The organism is Nocardia brasiliensis ATCC 700358, assembly GCF_000250675.2.
GTDB classification, from domain to species: Bacteria; Actinomycetota; Actinomycetes; order Mycobacteriales; family Mycobacteriaceae; genus Nocardia; species Nocardia brasiliensis_B.
The window spans coordinates 5,144,220-5,162,640 of sequence record NC_018681.1 but is presented as its reverse complement, the minus strand read 5'-3'; the positions used below and the strand labels follow the sequence as shown (position 1 = coordinate 5,162,640).

Here is an 18,421-nt window from a genome sequence, read left to right as displayed (position 1 = left end):
TCGCGCAGCGCGGAGAGGACGTCCGATGACCATCGAATACGCCGAAACTGTCATCATCGGTGCAGGCCAGCAGGGGTGCGGGGTGGCCGCCTCGCTACAGGAGATCGGCCACGATGCGGTGATCGTGGAGAAGGCCGAGGTGGGCCATGCCTGGGCGCACGAACGGTGGGACAGCCTGCTGGTCGGTAGCGGCAACCGCACCATCCAGTTTCCCGGCTGGGAGTACGACGGCACCGATCCCGACGGCACCATGTCGGGCCGCGAACTCGCGGGGCACCTGCGTCGCTACGCGGAGCGGCGACAGCTTCGGGTGTGGCAGCACACCGAGGTCCGCGCGGTCGAGTGCCCGCCGACAGAGTCCGATCGCGACGATGTCAGGTTCCGGACGTCGCTGTCGACCGGTGCCGTGCTCGAATCCCGCAACGTCGTCGCGGCGGTGGGCGGTTATGCCAAGCCTCGGGTGCCGGACTTCGCGGCCGATATCGATCCTGCTGTCCGGCAAATGCATTCGCGCGACTACCGCAACCCGGCGACACTGCCCGACGGCGCGGTCCTGGTGGTCGGGGCGGGCATCAGCGGCCAGCAGATCGCCGACGAACTCGCCGACACCGGTCGCACGGTGTTTCTGTCGGTCGGTCGGCACCGGGTGTTTCCGCGCCGCTATCGGGGCCGGGGCATCCACGAGTGGATGTACATCTTCTCGTTGTACGACGATTTCGTGACCGGCAATTTCGACAGTGCCGATCCGGCCAGGCTGCCCGGTCTGCCGGTGACCGCCGTGACGAACCGCGGCGCGGACCTCAACCTGGGCACCTTGGCCGAAAAGGGCGTCGGCCTGGTCGGTTCCGTGCGGGCGGCGCAGGGCGCAGTACTGTCGTTGGCGGACAATGTCGTTGCCGTCGCGGCGGACTCCGCTCGTTCGCTGCGCGCGATCCTGCATCGGATCGACACCGGAATTCGGCTGCGCGGCTTCGTCGCTCCGGAACAGCACCCGCCCCTCGATGTGCACATGACGCATATCGCCGATTTCGGCAGCAAGCTCGACCTGGCAGAGCACGACATCACGGCGATCATCTGGTGCACCGGCTTCGGGCCGGACTACCGCTTCCTGCCGCGGCAAGCCCTCGACGAGCACGGCGTGCCCCGTCAGCAGCAGGGCATGCTGGGCGCGCTACCCGGCCTCTACTACGCCGGACTCCCCGATGGAAACTCGTTGCACCTCACCGGCATCCCCGCCACCGTCGAATGCGGGCACTTCATCGCCCGCCAAATCCACATCGACTCCGTCCTGCGCTCCGGCTCCCCGGAATCCGTGGTCGTGCGGTAGGCGCCGCCCGGCGGGTTGCAATGAGCCGCGAGACTCACTGCAACCCAGGGCATTGCGATTCCTGAGGGCCGATCCAGGCTCTCTACGCCGACGGCGCGGCGTGCATCGCGGTGGTGTCCCGGGCCGCGGTGACGGTGCGTTGCACGTAGTCGGGGTGGGCCAGGGGGACGTCGAGCAGGGCTGCGGGGACGTCCAAGAGGTCCAGGACTGCGGCGTGATCTTCGGCGCAGCGATCACTCAGCTCGCCACGCTGGGTGAACAGGCCGCGGATGGCGGGGCCGTCGAGCAGTCCCTCGGCGGTCAGGTGATCGGCAAGGCCCAGTAGGCAAGTCACCGCGTGCAACAGCCGGAGGCGGTCGTCGACGGGACCCCGGGAATGCGCCGCCCATCGACGCAGCAGCGCGGCGCTGCAACTGGCGTGCACGTGCGGCCGGCACAGTGCGCCGCTGCGAGTTTCGCGCCACCGCCGTAACAGCAACCGCGCCAGGGCTTCCAGCAGGTCGACTCCCTCGGCGCAGGAGCGCAGACCGGCTTGTGTGACGGTAGATGCGGTGGGCAGGGCACGGTCGGCCTCCGTGGTCTTGGCGACGATGCGGACGCTTTCATAGCAGAGGACGTTGTTGTCGCCGCCGAAGGTGGTGTTGATCTCACCGTCCACCCGGGCGGTGACGATCTCGTTGTGGCTGTGGAATCCGTGCCCGCCGCACAGCTCACGCAGTTCGACGAGTGCCGTGTTGGCGGCCCAGGAGGCGTGGGCTTTGGCCGCGGAGGTCAGCCCGTGCAGCGGTCGTCCGTGCAGGGTGATCGGCTCGGTCGGATAGCGGCTGGTCCACTGCTCGATGAGGTGTTCGGTCAGCTGCTGTAACGCGAGCGCCTCGGCGACGACGGGCATCAGGCGTTCGCGGTAGTGCTCGAAGCTCAGCAGGGACTTTCCGGAGGTCTCGCGATATGTGCTGTAGCGCAGTGTGATCGCCGAGCAGCGCCGCATGACGGCGGCCGCTCCGGTGACCGGAAAGATGCGTTCCTGGGAAAACGTCCCGAGGCAGCGCAGATAGCGTTCGCGACTGGGGATTTCGCTCACGTACGTGCCGGAGTCGTCGATCTGCGCCCAGCCGGACATCAGGGCGTCCAGCGGCATGCGGTACTGGTCGAAATGGAGCATACCGGTCTGGTTCCCGGGGAGCCCGCCCTTCGGATCGGCCCGGTGAATCCGGATGCCGGCGAACGGCATCGCGCCCTCGCTCGGACGCAGCGGCACCCGGAACCAGTGGTGCCCTTCGTCGCTGCCGTCGACCACGAGCCGGGCGAGGACCATCGCGTACGTCGCGGAGAACAGGCTGTTGCCGATCCAGTATTTGGCCGCGTCGTCGGACGGGGTCACCAGGGTCAGTGAGCGGTCATCGTGGCGATAGTGGGCCTGTGTCCCGGTGGTGATGAGGTTGGTGCCGCGGCCGATCTCGGTCGCGGCGAACGCGTACACCTGTGCCATCCGGTCGATTTCGTCGCGATAGGTGGCGACCTGCGCCGGGCTGCCGTGTGCGAGCAGCGCGTTGCCGGCCAGCTGTTGGTTGCCGGTGGTGGCGACCAAGGAGATGTCGAAGGCGCTCAACCAGCCCGCGGTGCGGACCAGATCGGGGAAGCGGTCCTGCCGGTTGCCGCCGCACCACGCCTCACTGCCCACGATTCCCTTGGCGTGCAGTAGTTTCGCGCGCTCGACGGTCAGCCGCATCAGGTCGTCGACGTCCAGGTGGTAGCGGACGTGCGGATCGAAGAGCGGGTCGCTGAGCAGATCGATCACCGGTGATCCGGGCACTATCGCTCCTTCCGGTGACGGGTGGGTGCGGGCAGATCGTGGCGGGTCAGGTGCAGTGCCGAGAGGGTGGGCGCGACGATGTCGCGCAGGTAGACCTGCGCGTTGATCCCGGTGGAGCGCATCAGAACCGAGCGCGCCTCGGGATCGGGCAGCAGCTGTTCGGCGGGCATGCGAAAGGTCCGCAGCACATGGGCCAGATCGGCGAGGGTGCCTGCGCGGTCCTCGTCGAGCAGCAGCGCGACCATGTGCTGATAGAACTTCGTGTGCGCCATCTCGTCGCGGCCGATGATCCGATAGATATCGGCCAGGACCGAGTGCCCGGTCTGGCCGGCCAGGGCGCGTTGTGAGCGATAGACGACGAAAGTCGTGAGTTCCTGGATCATTCCGTAGATCAGCATCTCCCGGGGACTCTCGTACGGCCGTTCCCAGCGCTTGGCCAGGACCGTGTCGGCGTAGTCGTGGAGTTGCTCTTGGGTGCGCTGACCACTGCGATGCAGATATTCGCGGAGCACGAGCGCGTGTTTGGATTCCTCGTACCCCCAGTTCGCGGCGAACCAGGCCTGGGCGTAGTTGCGGCCGAACAGTTCCAGGTGCGTGTTGAGGTAATCGGGGAGAAAAAGTTCGACACCGCAGAATGTTTCGGCGTTGGTCGCGAGCTGCGCGTCGCTGCGCGCGGTATCGAGGCCGTCCCAGTCGATGTCGTTGAACGGATTCCAGCGGCGCGTGCGCTCGGCGTTCTCGAAGAACGTCATGTACGTGCGGTGGAAGGATTCGCGCAGATCTCTGTTCATCGATCGACCCGATGCGCGAGCTCGGCGAGGATGAGCTGGCACAGCCCCTCGACATCGGTGACGGCATAGAGCTTTTCGTCGGGCAGGCGGATGTCGAGCTGCTTCTCGGTCCACGTGACGAGCTCCAGCAGCTGCACCGAGTCGATGCCGGAGGAGAAGAGGTCGGAATCCGGGCGCAACGGCGGATGCGCTGCGGCGGTGACGTCGCGCAGACCAGTGCCGAGCAGGGCCAGCAGTTCGTCCTGGGTCATAGGCGTTCCTTCGATGTGGTTTCGTTGGGCAGAGAGCTGCTACTCGGGCTCGTCGACACGACGCAGGCACCACTGCGACAGGCTCATGTGCCTGCGTGCGAACGAGTTGATACAGCAGGTCAAATAGCGGTCATAGGTATCGAAGAGGTCGCCGCCCCAGCGATCGCGAATTTCTTCCTCGTGCGCGCGTAACCGGGTGCGCCAGTGCGTCGTGGTGCGTTCGTAGTCCTCGCGCCGCGTGCGCAGTTGCATGACCTCCCAGTAGGGGCCGACGGCCATGATGATGTCCTCGGCCCGGGGCGTCATGCCGCCGGGAAAAATGGTCTCGCCGAGCCAGCGCAGCTCGCGTGCCTCCGCAGCGCGGCGCGGCAGGCGGTCACGCAGACCCGTCTGAAGCGCGAAGTATGCGCCAGGGTTGGTCCATGTCCACGCCCTGCGGAAGTAGTCGCGGTACCGGGCGACGGCCCGGCCGGCGCGGGCGTCCTCGGGGGTGCAGACGTGTTCGATCATGCAGATCGACTGCACCGCGTCGAAGGCGTACTCCGGCGTGAAGTCGCGATAGTCGACGCAGGAGACGGTGACGCCCGGCAGGTCGCGGCGCACGATGTCGTCGTATTGGGCTTGCGACAGGGTGATGCCGTGCGCTCGGGCGACGTCGCGTTCCTGGGTGAGGTAGGCCAGGTTGTTGCCCCAGCCGCAGCCGATGTCGAGCACCGTGCGGTCGGGCGCGATGCGCGCGAACTCGTGCAGCACCGCGAGTTTGGCGAGTTGGGCGGTGTCGAGGTCGTCGGTGTCGTCGAAGACGCCGCAGGTGTAGTTCATCCGGCTGTCGAGCCAGAGCCGATAGAACTCCGGGTCGAGGTCGTAACTGACGGCGATCTCAGCTTTGCTGGACATGCAGCGCCCCTTCCAGATAACGGCGGCGGGTCTCTTGCCGTCGTGGCTTTCCAGAGGTCGTCCTGGGCACGGTGCCGGGGGCCACGGTCACCACGTCGTGCACCGGGATGCCGAGGGTGGCCGCGACCGCTTCCCGCAGGGCCGCTGGTATTTCCGTCGTGTCCGCGGTCCGGCATTCCGCGACCACGACCAGTTCCTCGGAGCCCGATCCCGGCCGGGTGCAGGCGACGACCCCGCCCGCCCGCACACCGGCCACGGTCTCGGCGACCCATTCCACCCGTTGCGGATCGATGTTGCGGCCGTTGAGGATCAGCAGATCCTTGACCCTGCCGGTCACGAACAGTTCCCCGTCGGCGAGGTAGCCGAGGTCACCGGTCCGCAGCCAGCCGTCCGGCCGAAACGTGTTGTGCGTCGCGGAGAACGCGCCCAGATAGGTGCGTGCGATCGAAGGCCCGCGCACCCAGATCTCGCCGATGCTCCGCTCGGCGACCGTTTCGCCGGCGTCGTCGCGCACGACGATCTCATGACCGGGCAAAGGTGGTCCACAGCTGACGATCGTCGCCGTTTCCTCGGAAACGCCAGTCGCGGTGTTATTTTCGGTCTGCGCTGGGATCCCGTCGGCTGCCGCCGGATCGAGTGGTACGGCGCGTCCGCCGGACAATTCGCTGGCGCGGATACGGTCCACGCGGTAGGGGCGATCCGGCGTGGCGAGCGCGACCGCGAGGGTTGCCTCGGCGAGTCCATAACACGGTGTCAGCGCTTCGGGTTCGAGTCCCGCGGGCGCGAAGGTGCTCAGAAAGCGTTGCAGCACAGCATTGTTGATTGGTTCAGCGCCGCACCCGAGCACGCGCACGTGATCGAGCTTCAGCGCGGCGATCTCCTCGGGCGAGGTCCGGCGGGCGCTGAGCGCGTAGGCGAAATTGGGGGCGAAACTGATCGTCGCGCGCCGCTCGGACATGGCGCGCAACCACAGGCCGGGGTGGCGGACGAAGGCGCGGGTCGGCACGAAGGAGACGGGAACGCCGATCAGCAAGGGCGCCAGGACGAATCCGACCAGCCCCATGTCATGGTGCAGTGGCAGCCAGGACAGCCCGCGGTCCACGGCCGGATCGCCGCGCAGGCCGTCGCGCATGATGGCCATCCCGTTGGCGCGCACCGCGGCCACCCGGGCCGGGATCGCGCGCGGAGTTCCGGTGCTGCCGCTGCTGAACTGCACATACGCGGTCGCGTCGGGTTCGGGATGGCAGGGGTCCGTCGTGTCCGGTGCAGCGGCCACGACGGTATCCAGGACGATCGTCCGCTCGCTGCCCGCGGGTGCGGCGGTGCCGGCGCGCAGTGCGATCGCCCGGGTCTGCGCTGCCGCCGCCATCGCTGCCACGTGATCGTGCCAGGCGGCGCGACGTCCCTGCGGCGGCGGTGGCGGCACCGGAACCGGCACGACACCGGCCCACAGGGCGCCGAGGAAGGCCGGGACGAACAGGTGCGGGTCGGTGGCCTCCATCGCGACCCGGTCACCGGGTCGCGCACCGGCCGCACGCCATCCCGTGGCGGCAGCGCGCACCCCGTGCAGTAGCTCGTGCCGGCTGACGACGGTCCATTCGCCGTTCTCGCCGAGGTATTCATGGGCGGGCGCGTGGTCGTTCTCGTAACCGGCCACGACATCGGTGACCCAGTTTTCGCGCAAGTGTCGATGCCCCTCTCGCACAGTCGATTTCGAAGAATCGGAGCGGTCGTGTTCCGGGTCTCAGTACACGTGACCGCGTGGTGCGGGGGCCAGACACAGAATTGCGGAGCGCCGATCAGTTCTTGCGGTACACCGAAGGCCGGATGCCGGTGTAGCGCAGGAACGCGGTGGACAGCGCGCCGGCGCTGCCGAAACCGCAACGCGGCGCGATCTGTTCGATCGAGAGCTCGGTATCGCGTAGCAGCCGCTTCACCTCGTCGACCCGCAGCCGGAGGAGGAACTGGTGTGGTGTCGTCCCGGTCGCGGTCCGGAAGACCCGGACCAGGTGGTAGACGCTGAGATGCACCTCGCCCGCGATATCCGCCAAACTGATCGGCTCGGCGAAGCGTTCGCGCATCATCGTCACCGCCGCGCGCACGCGCCGATCCTCGCGGGTCGGTGCCGTCGGCGCCGCCGCGCCGGCATGCCGGACGAGCAGGTGCATGCTCAGAAAGGCGGCCGCGGACTCGGCGTAGAGATCATCCGCGCCGCTGGGGACGGCGAGCGCGCGCACCACTTCCTCGATCAGCGGATCGCCCTGCGTGAGCGCCGCGGACACCGCCTCGAAATCCACGCCCTGTTCGCCCAGCTGGGCCGCGGCCGCGTCGACCGTGTTGCGCGGGATGTGCACCTGCACGCTGCGCATCGGTCCGTCGCCGCGATAGCTCACAGAAGTGGCCTGGCCCGGCAGTTTGGCGTCGATTGTGCCGGGCAGCCAGGTGGACCGCACGCTGCGCCCGCCGTTCCGTGTCTGCATCACCGCTTTCCCGGTCAGCGGTAACACCAGATGCAGATCCGCCGCGGCAGGCAACGGCATCTCGCGTACCACCGGCGCATGCTCGAACCGCTGTACGAGCAGCGACTGCCAGCCGGCATCCTCGAAGCTGCAATACGTCCGTCGAGCGCAGCCGTCGAAGTCGAAACCGGCATAGGGTTGCAGATCGAAACGAGTGGAATCGAACACCATACCCCGACCCTACTCAGCGAGTATTTCGCAACCGTAAGTACTCGATGAGCTACCGGTCATCGTCTGCGAGAACGCGGGCAGGCGCAGCTCGAGTGGGGTCGCAACTGGGGAATGCGAACGACTCCGATTGTCCTACTATCCATTCGACGGCAGGCTCGCTCGAGCCGCCTCACAACGGGAGGGGTACGACAATGCGATTTCGCATGACTTTCAAACAGGCCGTGGCGGCGGTCGCTACGGTTGCCGGAATGGTCGGAATGGGCGCGTTCGCTGCCCCCGCGCAGGCCGAAGCCGCCGGGTACGATCGCTGTCCGAGCGCTCGGTTCTGTATCTTCAGCGCACCCAACGGCGGCGGGCGAATTGCCTACTTCCAGCTCGGTTCGACCGACCTCCGCCTGCAGAACATGGACGGCCAGGTCTATTCCCTCTGGAATCGCACAGCGCAATCGTGGCAGGGATACACCGAGTACAATTATCGCGGCGGTATCATCTTCAATGTCACGCCGGGCTGGAAGTCCGACGTCCCAGCCGACGTCGCCATGCAAATTCATTCCGTGCGTGGTATCTGAATCGCGACGTCAGTCGGCGAGGAGGTATCGAGCGAAGGGCGAAACTACGCCGTGCCGCGCGGCCCATCCGCACCGTAGCAAATTCCGTCGGCGTGCCTGCCCGGTCGACATCGCTGCCGTCCGAACCATCCCTGCTAATATCCGGCAACATCGTCAGAAATGAGCCGGGTCGTGGTCCACAGAAGGGATCGGTCGGGGCGTGGCGGAAACTGTGATCGGACGGCGTGCGTTGTTGACCACTGCGGCCGCGGCGGGAGCGTTGGCCGCAGGCGCGACGACCCTCGCCTGCGGTCCGCCTGCCGCTCGAACCGACTTCGCGCGGTCGATGGATCGCAGCGTGGAGTTGGCCATGGAGATGCTGGGGGTCGACGCCGCGGGGAACGATCTGCGGCTGACTTACCTGCGCACGCTGATCGATACCGGTCTGCCCGAAACCGCCGCGCCCAAACGAGTTCTGGTGATCGGCGCGGGTCCCGCCGGACTGACCGCGGCGAATCTGCTGGCCGACGCCGGGCACCGGGTGACGGTTATCGAAGCCAATGGCAGCCGAACTGGCGGGCGTGTCAAGACCTTTCGCGGCATGTTCAGCGATCCGAACCTGTATGCGGAGGCCGGGGCCATGCGGTTACCGAGCGCCCATCCCATGGTGCTCGCGCTCGCCGACAAATTGGGCCTGCGGCGGCGGCAATTCCACAACGCGGATGTCGCGCCGGAGGCACGTTCCGCGGCGGTCACGCCCGTCGTATATCGCTCCTTCACCGGCGAGCAGTGGAGCAACGGTCCCGCTGCCGAGTTCCGGCCACCGCCCGCGGCAGGCCGTACGCTGATCAACACCAACGGAAGGATCCTCACACGCGCCGAGTATGCCGGCGATCCCGCGGCGTTGCATCGCGACTTCGGTGTGGACCTCACCACGCCGGCCAGAGTTGCGCTCGATTCGGCGTTGCACAAAGTGGGGGTGCCTGACGACTGGCCCATCGAGCGTCGAATCGATGGCTGGGCAAAGGTTTTCAATACCTACGAGGACTACTCGACGCACCGCTATCTGATGGAGCACGGCTGGAGCCTTGCGCATCTCGCCACCGTGGGCACCCTGGAGAACCTGACCTCCCGACTGCACTACGGTGTCATCTCCGCGATGGTGGACCATGCCCTCATCCGGCCGGACGCGAGCTACTGGGAACTCGAAGGCGGCACCGCGACGTTGACCGATGCGCTCACCCGCAAACTCGGGCCTGCGGTGCGTCAGGGCAGACGGATGACCCACCTGGAGCAGACCGATCGCGGTGTAAAGGTGTGGACCACCGCCGAATCCGGCAGCGAGCACACCGATGGCGCACCGATGGATCCGATCGAATCGTTCGAGGGCGACTACGCCATTCTCGCTATCCCCTTGACCGCCACCCGTTTCTGCACCTTCGACCCACCGCTGTCCTATCCGACCCGTCGTGCCATCACCGAGCTGCACCATGATGCCGCCACCAAGGTATTGCTCGAGTTCAAGACCAGGTTCTGGGAGCAAGGCGCTCGCGGATTCCGCGGCGGTGGGTGCGTATCGGACTGTCCTAATCGATTCACCTATTTCCCCTCCCACGTGCCCGAGTCCGACGGCGGCGTCGTCCTGGCCAGCTACACCTGGTCCGACGATGCCATGCGCTGGGATTCGCTCACCGAAAGCGAGCGGGTGCATTTCGCGCTCGCCGGGATGCGTCGCATGTTCGGTCCCCGCGTCGACACCGAATTCACCGGTGTCGGTGTCTCGCAGTCCTGGCAACGAGCCCGCTATGCCCTGGGTGAAGCGGTCATTCCCACCCCCGGGCAGCTACACGAACACCACGCCGCGACCCGAACGATCGAAGGGCGAATCCATCTGGCCGGCGACCACACTACGCTGAAGCCGGCATGGATCGAGGGAGCGCTCGAGAGTGCGGTTCGCACTGCCCTGGAAGTCCACCAGAGATAACGGGGCGGTGTCGATCGCGGGTAAGGCCGCTGCCGAAAGATTCGAGATCAAAGGAGATACTGGGCGACGATGTGGCCGGAGTTTCCGGAGACGCCGGCGCCCGGCCAGGTACCAGAGCCGAGGACGTAGAGGTTGGGGACGAAGGTGCGGTGACCGGGTGCGGCGGAGATCGGGCGAAGGGCGAAGCTTTGCGCGAGGTCTTGGGCGCCGCCGTAGGGGTCGCCGGGCCCGCTGTTCGGGTTGAACGCGGAAAGAGTCGCGGGAGTGACGATTTCGCGGGCGATGATGGTTCCGCTCAAGCCCGGGACATGCCGTTCGACGACCTCGAGTACCCGGTCGGCGAAATGGTGCACCACGTCGGTGTTCCAGGTGCCATCGGTGGTGATCGTTCCTGCCGCGTCGCCGGAGGGCCGGGTGGGCACATCGGTGACCTGGATGCGCAGCACGCTGGTGCCTGCGGGTGCACGCGTGGCGTCGTGCGTGGTGGGGGAGTCGATGGTCATCGTGGGCCACGCGGGCAGCAACCCGGCCCGCGCCTGCGCGACGTGCAGCGACAGCCCGTCGAGCGAATCGGTGAGGAACGGCTGCCCGATCCGTTCGAAACGCTTGTCCGTCCAAGGGATCGGCGCACTGGTCGCGAGGTGGAGCTGAAAGAGCCCGGTGCCGTAGCGGTATCGGCTCGCTTGCCGCAGGATTCGTTCGGGCACTTCGGTTTCGCCGAGCAGCCACTCGTAGAGCTGGTCGGGGTTGACGGAGGCGACGACGCTGTTGCGGGCCCGATACGCGCTTCCATCGGACAGTTGTACGCCCACGGCGCGTCCGTCGGTCACTCGAATCCGGGTGACGGTGGCGCCGGTCTGGATCACACCGCCCTGGTCGGTGATGATGCCCGCGAGCGCCTCGGCGAGTTTCCCGATGCCGCCCTGCGGAATCGGCATGCCGCCCGCGGTGAAGCCGAGCGGGAAGATCGTCGTCCAGAACGCGCCGCCCGCGTCGTCGGGCCCGTGACTCACGTGCGCCGGCCACGACCCGAAAAGGCTTCGCATGGCGGGGGATTCGATTTCCGACACGGCCGAGCGCGCGCTGTCCAACGCGATCTCGGCGACTTCCGACCAACCGTTACCTTCCCGCACCAGCGCAGCGATGGTGGCGCGGGCCGCATCTCCGGTCAGATCCTGGCCCAGCAGCCCGAATATCGGGCCCACCGCGGGCCCCAGCGCCGACACGATCTCGGCGACCGCCGAGCTGTCGCCGGGGTGCAGACGGTCCGCCTCTTCCGCGAGCGCCAGCGGATCCCGCGGGAACACCGCCGTGGTTCCGTCTTCCATGGACACACCGGTCGGGAATTCCGGCTGCAATATCTGCAGACCCTGTTTCTCCAGGTCCGGCCCGAGGTCACGCCACGCGGGCCCGCTGGTGAAGAGGGGGATCGCGGACGAGAACGGGTCGTAGACCACCCCTGGCGTCAATTCGGCGCTACGCACGAACCCGCCCACCCGATCATTGCGGTCGATGACGAGCACCTCATGGCCCGCTTTGCTCAGATAGGCCGCGGCGACCAGTGCATTGTGGCCGCCGCCGACGAATATGTGGTCGAAAGTCTGCATATGTTCAGTCGACCAGCACCGGCCGGGGGACGTCGATATTTCTTGTCACTCACCGGACCGGAACCCTGTTTCGGCCATGGGCTTGGTGGCGACCAGGATGTCGAACGGCCCGGGCAGCACCGCGGCCTCTTGGAAACCGATCTCGCCGAGCAGTTCGAGATAGTCGGCCGCTTCCCGCAACATGCTCGTGCAACTGTCCACGCCGATGAGGAAATATGACCAGAAGAATTGCCGGGCGAGCCGTTCGGTATCCCGGAATTCCTCGCAGATGAGCACCCGCCCGCCCGGTGGGAGGGCGCGATAGGCTTTGGTCAGCATTTCCCGGGCCTGCGGTCGCTGCCAGTCGTGCAGGACGCGCACGAACGACAGGATGTCGTACCCGCCCGGCAGCGGTTCGGCGAGGAAGTCGCCGCCGACGAAACCCAGCCGGTCGCCGCAGCCCGATTCCGTCCGCGTACGTTCCACGAGGGGCCCCAGCGCGGGGAGGTTGTAGACGTCGGCCCGCAGGGACGGCTGGTTCCGCAACAGGTGCGCGGCCAAGGTGCCGTCGCCGCCGCCGACGTCGAGCAGCCGTGCGGCGTCCCGCCACAATTCGGCGTGCATTCGCAACGCCTCGGCGATGGGACCGATCCCGGCCGCCATGCTGTGTTCGAATCCGGCGATCTGCTCGGCGTTGCCGAGGGGCCATTCGAACGCCGTGGACGGCATGCCACGCGTGCCGTGGAGTACCTCGGGTAGACGGCCGTAGAGCGTGCGCCACGGGTAGGTGTCCCGGTCCCGTTCGAGGGAGGCCGGGCCCAGCACGTCGGCGACCGCGTCGCGCGCACCGTCCACCGCGTGATATCTGCTGTCGCGCAACAGTTCCGAGGACTGCCGAGCGACCAAGCCGAGGCATTCGAGACAGTCGAGCAGCTTGTACAGGCGGATCGGCACCACCTCGAAGTGATCACACAGAGCACCGAGCGACGCCAGCCCGGTATCCAGCGCATCGAAAAGGCCCATCTCCCAGGCGGTTCGCACGACATCGATGGCTTTGTCGCCGTGGAACAGCAAACTGAGCAACGCGCGCGGCGAAACGACGATCCCGGTCATGCGCGCAGCGCCTTTCGCTCGGCAGCCAACGCGTCCATGAACGTGTCCACTTCGTCCACCGTGTTGTAGATATGGGGAGCCACGCGTAGTCCCTCGCGCCAGCTGCACACCATGCCGCGCTCGACCAGCCGCTGCTTGACCAGCTCGTCACCCGGAAAGCCAAGGCAGACAACGCCACCGCGGTGCTGCACCGCACGCGGGGTGCGCACCGTGAGGCCCGCTGCGGCCGCCCGTTCGATGATGCGTTCGGTGCAGCGCAGCGAGTGCGCCCGGATCGCCGGCATGCCCACCGAAGCCAGCAGGTCGAGGCCGACGCGGGACATCATGGCGGTGAGCGGAATCGGCGTGCCGCCCGCGAGCCGCCGCGCATCGGCGGCCCAGTCCTCGGCAGGCCGGAACGACAGCGGATCACGACCCGCGAACCAGCCGGTGGCGGCGGGCCGCAGTGTCGGCAGGAGTTCGCGGCGTGCGTAGAGGAACGCGGTGTGCGCCCCGCACAGCCATTTACCCGCCCCGCCGAGCACGAAATCCGCACCGATCGCGGGCAGATTCAGCGGCACCGCGCCGACGGTTTGGAAGGCGTCGACGACGACCAGCGCACCAATCCGATGGGCGCGCGCGACGATCCGTTCGAGATCGAGTATCGCTCCCGTGGTGTAACTGCCATGGGCCACACAGACGAGCAGGGTCCGCTCGTCGATCGCGGATTCGATTGCCTCGGTATCGAAATCGACCATTACGCGTTCGGCGCCGTAGCGGGCGAAGCCTTGCCACAGGAACGGCACGGTGGGGAACTCGCGGTCGGTGGTGAGCACCTTGGGGCGCTCGCCGCGGAAGTCGAAACAGGTGGCGAGCCGGCCGAGCAGCGTGGAGAGGTTCGCGTCGGTGACGATCGTTTCCGCTGGGGCGCCGAGGAATTCGGCCAGCGCGCGGATGTAGCCGTCCAGTTCGCCGAGCCATCCGCCCCACGCGTCGTCACGCCAGCTCCGCATAGTCGCCCAGTAGCGATCGAGGACCTGTTCGACACCGCGCGGCAGCGCCCCGGTCGAATTGCTGTTGAGGTACACACAGGTGTCCAGCACCGGGAATTGCGCACGCAGAGTGTCGATATGGCTGATGTCGTTCATCGGGCCGTCGCCGTACGTGCCGCTCCCGGTGCGTATCCGCCCTCGCGTCGCCAACTCTCGGTCAGCTCGATCCGGATCTGCCACAGCGAGCGAAACAGGGGCTTCGTCATCCGGCCGGTCAGTACCCGTGTCGGCACTCCGTCGAGGGCGTGCACCCCGTGCCCGACGCCGATCGTCCGGCGCACCAACATGAAATGGCTGATCAGCCACAGCTGGAACCGTTCGTCGAAATCGACCAGCAGCTCACAGATGCGTTCGAGCTCGGGCTGCGCGGCTGCGTAGACCGCCGCGAGGCCCACTCCGTGGCGGTCCAGCAGCCGGTCCATCGCCGCGTCGATGTGTTCGGCGGCGAGGAGAACGGCGTTGTAGCCGGGTGATTCCTGCCCGCTGCCATTGCCGAGACTGCGCCGGATGACCTGGTAGGTGCTCGGTGTCAGCGTCTCGAGCACGCGGATCTCGCGGGCCAGGCACTCGGCGATCCGGATCGTCCGATCGAGCCGCGCGGACACCCGCCACAGCTCGTCACCGTCGAGTTCGCCTACGACACCGACGAGTTCGTGCGCGATCAGCTTGAGCCAGACTTCCTGCGCCTGATGGACGATCTGGAACATCAGTTCGTCCGGATCGGTGAGCCGGTCCACCTCGGTCTGCAAGGACAGCAGCTCGGTGGTGCGCAAATACACCTCGTAGTCGGAAGTCCCGTCGCCGACCCAGGCTTTCAAGACGGTGTTGAACATCGGTTTCGACAGTGCCTCCCGCAACTGTGCCGCCGCCGACCCGTCTTCGATCGTGGACATGAGCGTTCTCCCCCCGGGCGGCATCTCGCCGCCTGTTCGAAATACCTTGTGCCCCAGATTTCGCGACCGCGCAGCCGGGACGCATCGCGCCGGTCCACCCAGCGGATCAGCAGCCGGTGACAGTCAGTGCGCGGAACTGCAACGAGGGTTCGTGACCTGCGTGCGGTCCGCTGAGTCGACCGAGGTCTTTACACGGCGGGGATGGGGTTCGAAAGTGGTGGTTGGTGCCGGGGTTGCTCGGCGGTTGCGAAATGAGTTGGGCCCCAACGCTATCTACATGTAGGAATAATCGTCGTATGACTGCTTCGCCTCGGCTGCACATCAGCAAAGAATTCCCCGCGATGCTGGAACGGATCGATGCGCTCGCCGAATCGATAGAAGCGAACGCGGCCGCGGCCGCGGAACGCGGTAGCCTCACCGACGAAGTGGCGCAGGACTTGCTGGCCGCGGGAATAGTCCGAGCCGGGCTGCCGGAGAATCTCGGTGGCTACGAATTCTCGCCGCTGCAGTTGATCCAGACGATCGAGCGGCTCAGCTATCACGACGCGTCGGCGGGATGGACGATGATGGTGTTGCAGATGGTGACGGGCACTACGGCGGCCTATCTCGGTGCGGTCGCGGCGGCCGAGTTGTTTCCCGATGTCGCTGCGGGTGAGCACGCATTGCTGTCCGGCCACGGCACCCGGCCAGGACGAGCCGTCCCGGTGGACGGCGGCTACCTGGTGAGCGGGGAGTGGCAGTTCGCCTCGGGTATGGCACTGGCCACGCACGTCCACAGCGCGATTCAGGTGGCGGGGACGGGTGAGCCGCGGATTCTCGCGATGCCCAAATCGCAGGTGACGCTGGTGGACAACTGGGATGTGCTCGGGCTGCGTGCGACGAGCAGCATCGACTATCACTGCGCGGAAGTCTTCGTCCCGCAGACGTATACCTACCCCGCGACGACGATGACTCCCGCCAGTGGCGGTGCGATCTATCGCATCGGTGTGGTGAACATGTCCGCGATCGTGCACACCGGCTGGGCGCTCGGCACCGGCCGGCGACTGCTGGACGAGCTGCGACGGTACGCCGTGCAGAAGTCCGGCACCTTCCACGCCGCCGTCGACACCGCGCAGTTCCATGCCGAATACGCCAGTGCCGAAGCGAAACTGCGATCGGCCCGCGCCTGGGTGATGCGTGTCTGGCAGGACCACGAAGAGACGCTGACCGACGGGGATCCGCTCAGTACCGAACAGGAAACGTTGGTCCGGTTGGCGCTCAACCATGCGACGTGGACGGCGCACGAGGTCGGCCAGACCGTGCACCGCTGGGCCGCGACGACGGCGATCCGGCGCGGCCCGATCGACCGGTTCCTCCGGGACCTCGAAACCGGCACCCAGCATGTCACTTCGGGCCCGGTGGTTTTGCAGAACTGCGGAAAGTGGCTCAGTGGTGCGCAACCCGGAGCGCACTGGGAATTCCTGGATCTGGTGGAGTGAGCGGACCGTCAGTTCTGCAACGTGATCGGTGCGTTGACGAGTTCGGCCTCGGTGGGGTCGCCGTTGGCGTCGTAGAACAGCCAGACACTCGTGAATGTGGCGGGGCCGGGCTGGAAAACGAAGTAGCTGCCGGGCGGGAAATGAATGGTGTAGGGGTGTGCGGCGCCGTCGCAGTTGCCGGGCACCGTGACCGACGGTGACGAGACACCCGCGTCGTCCTGGTACAGCCCCGAATCGCCGCGGATGATGCTGCTCGGCCCGCCACTGCACGTGTAGGTGCCCGCGACGTCCACGCTGCGGTCGGTGTTCAAGTGCGCAACGCTGTCCACCGTGAGACTGGGCGGCGGTGCCATGGCACCGGCGGTAGGTGCCATCGCGATACCGAATCCCGCTGTGGCGGCGACGGCCAGTCCGGCGATCCGGTGCTTGCCGATACGCCTTCCAACGCTTCGGGCATGGTCGACCATCACATGACTCCTGTTGTGTAGGAGAGAAATTCGAAGACGCTTGCCCCAGCGAGTCTATCTCCGTCCCGATCCGTCCCACGATCCCCGGAAAGTACGGTCATCGCGCTCAGGCGGGGATCGCGCGAACGGATTCGTTGCGGCGTCCCGATACCGCGTGCAGCGCAGCCTCGACCAGCCGTCGCGGTTAGGCTCAGGGCGCGAGTCGACGACTCGGGCGGGGCAGCCCGTCCGCGACGGAGGGGTGGAAGTATGACTGGTTCTCCGCATGGAGCCGGTGATCGGTCAGCGGCGGATGGCAAACCGTTGCTGATCGTCGCCGGAGCGGTCGGGGCCGGGTTGCTGCTGGTGATCGTGGTGGTGATCGGTTTCGTCGCGAGCAACCGGGACAGGGGCGGTATATCGGGCACTCCGGTTCCGGTACCCGCTACGTACTCGGTGGCGGCCACCGCGAACGCCTGCGATCTCGTCGACCGCGCCGTGTTGACGAAGTGGGCAGCGGCACCGCGGCTCGAGCCCGATCACACGGAGACCCGGAACTCAGGCAGATCCGGCACGCTGAACTGCACTCTCTTCTACGGCAACGCACCCGGCGACAAGTTCCCGATGAACACTGCCGCCCTTCGGGTCCGGGCCGACGTCGTGGCGGGATCGGGCGCACGGACCTACGAGCACTGCAAGCGCAGCACCGCCGATCTCGCCGATACGGGCTCCGAGGTGACCTCCGGGGAGTTCACCGGCATCGGGACCCAGGGTTACTGGCAGTTCGAAGCAGACAACTTCGGCGGCATCGTCGACGCGAAATTCGTTGTGTGCGTGTGGGAGGGCGAAGCGGCGGTGAAAGTCGACCTCGCCCTCTCCCGCGAGAAGGCGGCTCCCGAGATCGGCAGGGACGAACTCGATTCGGTCGCGCGCTCCCAAGCCCGCAAGGTGCTGGACGGCTTGCGCACTACCGGTGCGTCGGTGCCGCCGTCCGCCGCCGCGACGAGCACGCCACCGTCCGAACCCGCGCCGGGCAACTATGCGATGAGCAAAGCCGCCAATGCGTGCGACCTCGTCGATCCCACTGTGCTGCAACGGTGGTCGTCCACGCCGGACCAGCCGCCCTCCCATCGCGAAACCCAGCCGAGCGCCCACGACCCCGGCAGTCTGACCTGTCAGGTCAGCTTCAAGAGCCTCGCCGGCGACGGCGTGCAGTGGAATCAAGCGGCCATCGACCTGCGCGTCGAGTTCACCGCGGCGGGCGCCGCTCCCGCCTACGACGAGTGGAAACGCAAGGACACCACCACAACTGGGTCCGGGCTGGATTCGGGCGACGTGCCCGGCATCGGCGCCCGAGGTTATTGGCATACGGCGGTATCGGATTCGAGCAGCACCACCGGCATGGACTACGTCGTCGGCGTGCAGGACAGCAACGTGTCGGTGCGCGTGCGCATCCCCCTCCTACGCCAGCACGGCGAACCCCCGGTGCACCTCGACGAGGTCGGCGCGGTCGCCCGAAACCAGGCCCAGCGCGCTCTGGACGCCCTGAGGAAGTAGTGCGCACCGCACGCGA

Annotated in this window: 16 protein-coding genes; 5 read left to right on the top strand and 11 right to left on the bottom strand. The window is 67.0% G+C overall.

Annotated elements, in window-relative coordinates:
• The first annotated feature begins 25 nt into the window (after window positions 1-25).
• On the top strand, window positions 26-1,327 hold the full coding sequence (locus O3I_RS22825) for a flavin-containing monooxygenase (protein WP_014985347.1): 1,302 nt from the start codon (window positions 26-28) through the stop codon (window positions 1,325-1,327).
• Window positions 1,328-1,409: 82 nt separating this feature from the next.
• Here O3I_RS22825 and O3I_RS22820 read toward each other — a convergent pair whose 3' ends face one another.
• The 6 genes from O3I_RS22820 to O3I_RS22795 all read right to left on the bottom strand — a co-directional run bounded on the left by O3I_RS22820 (window position 1,410) and on the right by O3I_RS22795 (window position 7,769).
• Window positions 1,410-3,140, bottom strand: coding sequence for an acyl-CoA dehydrogenase family protein (locus O3I_RS22820; RefSeq protein ID WP_014985346.1), 1,731 nt, complete (start codon window positions 3,138-3,140; stop codon window positions 1,410-1,412).
• The gene (locus O3I_RS22815; protein ID WP_014985345.1) at window positions 3,140-3,931 is read right to left on the bottom strand and encodes an acyl-ACP desaturase; all 792 of its coding nucleotides are present in this window, start codon (window positions 3,929-3,931) and stop codon (window positions 3,140-3,142) included. Before O3I_RS22815 ends, O3I_RS22820 begins: the two co-directional genes overlap by 1 nt.
• Entirely contained in the window at window positions 3,928-4,182 is a 255-nt protein-coding gene (locus O3I_RS22810) for an acyl carrier protein (RefSeq protein WP_014985344.1), read from the bottom strand. The genes O3I_RS22815 and O3I_RS22810 overlap by 4 nt, the downstream gene beginning before the upstream one ends.
• Before the next feature lie 39 nt (window positions 4,183-4,221).
• The gene (locus O3I_RS22805; RefSeq protein WP_014985343.1) at window positions 4,222-5,079 is read right to left on the bottom strand and encodes a class I SAM-dependent methyltransferase; all 858 of its coding nucleotides are present in this window, start codon (window positions 5,077-5,079) and stop codon (window positions 4,222-4,224) included.
• Entirely contained in the window at window positions 5,063-6,763 is a 1,701-nt protein-coding gene (locus tag O3I_RS22800; RefSeq protein ID WP_014985342.1) for an AMP-binding protein, read from the bottom strand. The genes O3I_RS22805 and O3I_RS22800 overlap by 17 nt, the downstream gene beginning before the upstream one ends.
• A gap of 115 nt (window positions 6,764-6,878) precedes the next feature.
• Window positions 6,879-7,769 (bottom strand): helix-turn-helix domain-containing protein, encoded by an 891-nt coding sequence (locus tag O3I_RS22795; RefSeq protein ID WP_014985341.1) that lies wholly within the window; start codon window positions 7,767-7,769, stop codon window positions 6,879-6,881.
• A 203-nt stretch (window positions 7,770-7,972) separates the two neighbouring features.
• On the opposite strand from O3I_RS22795, the gene O3I_RS22790 reads away from it, so the two are divergent.
• Together O3I_RS22790 and O3I_RS22785 are read left to right on the top strand one after the other, a co-directional pair.
• Window positions 7,973-8,338 (top strand): peptidase inhibitor family I36 protein, encoded by a 366-nt coding sequence (locus O3I_RS22790; protein WP_014985340.1) that lies wholly within the window; start codon window positions 7,973-7,975, stop codon window positions 8,336-8,338.
• A gap of 199 nt (window positions 8,339-8,537) precedes the next feature.
• A complete protein-coding gene (locus tag O3I_RS22785; protein WP_014985339.1) occupies window positions 8,538-10,301 on the top strand; it encodes a flavin monoamine oxidase family protein in 1,764 nt (587 codons plus the stop codon).
• Between the two features lie 47 nt (window positions 10,302-10,348).
• Here O3I_RS22785 and O3I_RS22780 read toward each other — a convergent pair whose 3' ends face one another.
• Genes O3I_RS22780 through O3I_RS22765 form a run of 4 tightly spaced genes read right to left on the bottom strand, consistent with a single transcriptional unit; the run spans window position 10,349 to window position 14,924 of the window.
• Window positions 10,349-11,908: a phytoene desaturase family protein gene (locus O3I_RS22780; RefSeq protein WP_014985338.1), complete on the bottom strand. Its 1,560-nt coding sequence runs from the start codon at window positions 11,906-11,908 to the stop codon at window positions 10,349-10,351.
• Window positions 11,909-11,953: 45 nt separating this feature from the next.
• Window positions 11,954-13,000, bottom strand: coding sequence for a methyltransferase (locus O3I_RS22775; protein ID WP_014985337.1), 1,047 nt, complete (start codon window positions 12,998-13,000; stop codon window positions 11,954-11,956).
• Window positions 12,997-14,127, bottom strand: coding sequence for an aminotransferase class V-fold PLP-dependent enzyme (locus O3I_RS22770; RefSeq protein ID WP_014985336.1), 1,131 nt, complete (start codon window positions 14,125-14,127; stop codon window positions 12,997-12,999). Before O3I_RS22770 ends, O3I_RS22775 begins: the two co-directional genes overlap by 4 nt.
• Window positions 14,124-14,924, bottom strand: coding sequence for a tryptophan 2,3-dioxygenase family protein (locus tag O3I_RS22765; protein ID WP_014985335.1), 801 nt, complete (start codon window positions 14,922-14,924; stop codon window positions 14,124-14,126). The genes O3I_RS22770 and O3I_RS22765 overlap by 4 nt, the downstream gene beginning before the upstream one ends.
• Window positions 14,925-15,220: 296 nt before the next feature.
• Between O3I_RS22765 and O3I_RS22760 the strand changes: the two genes are divergently transcribed.
• Window positions 15,221-16,402, top strand: coding sequence for an acyl-CoA dehydrogenase family protein (locus O3I_RS22760; protein WP_014985334.1), 1,182 nt, complete (start codon window positions 15,221-15,223; stop codon window positions 16,400-16,402).
• An 8-nt stretch (window positions 16,403-16,410) separates the two neighbouring features.
• Here O3I_RS22760 and O3I_RS22755 read toward each other — a convergent pair whose 3' ends face one another.
• On the bottom strand, window positions 16,411-16,869 hold the full coding sequence (locus O3I_RS22755) for a DUF6299 family protein (RefSeq protein ID WP_014985333.1): 459 nt from the start codon (window positions 16,867-16,869) through the stop codon (window positions 16,411-16,413).
• Between the two features lie 249 nt (window positions 16,870-17,118).
• Here O3I_RS22755 and O3I_RS22750 point away from each other — a divergent pair, with 249 nt between their 5' ends.
• Window positions 17,119-18,405, top strand: coding sequence for a hypothetical protein (locus tag O3I_RS22750; RefSeq protein ID WP_141692042.1), 1,287 nt, complete (start codon window positions 17,119-17,121; stop codon window positions 18,403-18,405).
• Window positions 18,406-18,421: the final 16 nt, after the last annotated feature.

Bases quoted from the DNA above. Each gene is read 5' to 3' on its own strand.
- O3I_RS22815 (WP_014985345.1), bottom strand. From the start codon at position 3,931: ATGAACAGAGATCTGCGCGAATCCTTCCACCGCACGTACATGACGTTC.
- O3I_RS22760 (WP_014985334.1), top strand. From the start codon at position 15,221: ATGACTGCTTCGCCTCGGCTGCACATCAGCAAAGAATTCCCCGCGATG.
- O3I_RS22765 (WP_014985335.1), bottom strand. From the start codon at position 14,924: ATGTCCACGATCGAAGACGGGTCGGCGGCGGCACAGTTGCGGGAGGCA.
- O3I_RS22750 (WP_141692042.1), top strand. From the start codon at position 17,119: ATGACTGGTTCTCCGCATGGAGCCGGTGATCGGTCAGCGGCGGATGGC.
- O3I_RS22825 (WP_014985347.1), top strand. From the start codon at position 26: ATGACCATCGAATACGCCGAAACTGTCATCATCGGTGCAGGCCAGCAG.
- O3I_RS22780 (WP_014985338.1), bottom strand. From the start codon at position 11,908: ATGCAGACTTTCGACCACATATTCGTCGGCGGCGGCCACAATGCACTG.
- O3I_RS22775 (WP_014985337.1), bottom strand. From the start codon at position 13,000: ATGACCGGGATCGTCGTTTCGCCGCGCGCGTTGCTCAGTTTGCTGTTC.
- O3I_RS22810 (WP_014985344.1), bottom strand. From the start codon at position 4,182: ATGACCCAGGACGAACTGCTGGCCCTGCTCGGCACTGGTCTGCGCGAC.
- O3I_RS22770 (WP_014985336.1), bottom strand. From the start codon at position 14,127: ATGAACGACATCAGCCATATCGACACTCTGCGTGCGCAATTCCCGGTG.
- O3I_RS22805 (WP_014985343.1), bottom strand. From the start codon at position 5,079: ATGTCCAGCAAAGCTGAGATCGCCGTCAGTTACGACCTCGACCCGGAG.
- O3I_RS22790 (WP_014985340.1), top strand. From the start codon at position 7,973: ATGACTTTCAAACAGGCCGTGGCGGCGGTCGCTACGGTTGCCGGAATG.
- O3I_RS22755 (WP_014985333.1), bottom strand. From the start codon at position 16,869: ATGGTCGACCATGCCCGAAGCGTTGGAAGGCGTATCGGCAAGCACCGG.
- O3I_RS22795 (WP_014985341.1), bottom strand. From the start codon at position 7,769: ATGGTGTTCGATTCCACTCGTTTCGATCTGCAACCCTATGCCGGTTTC.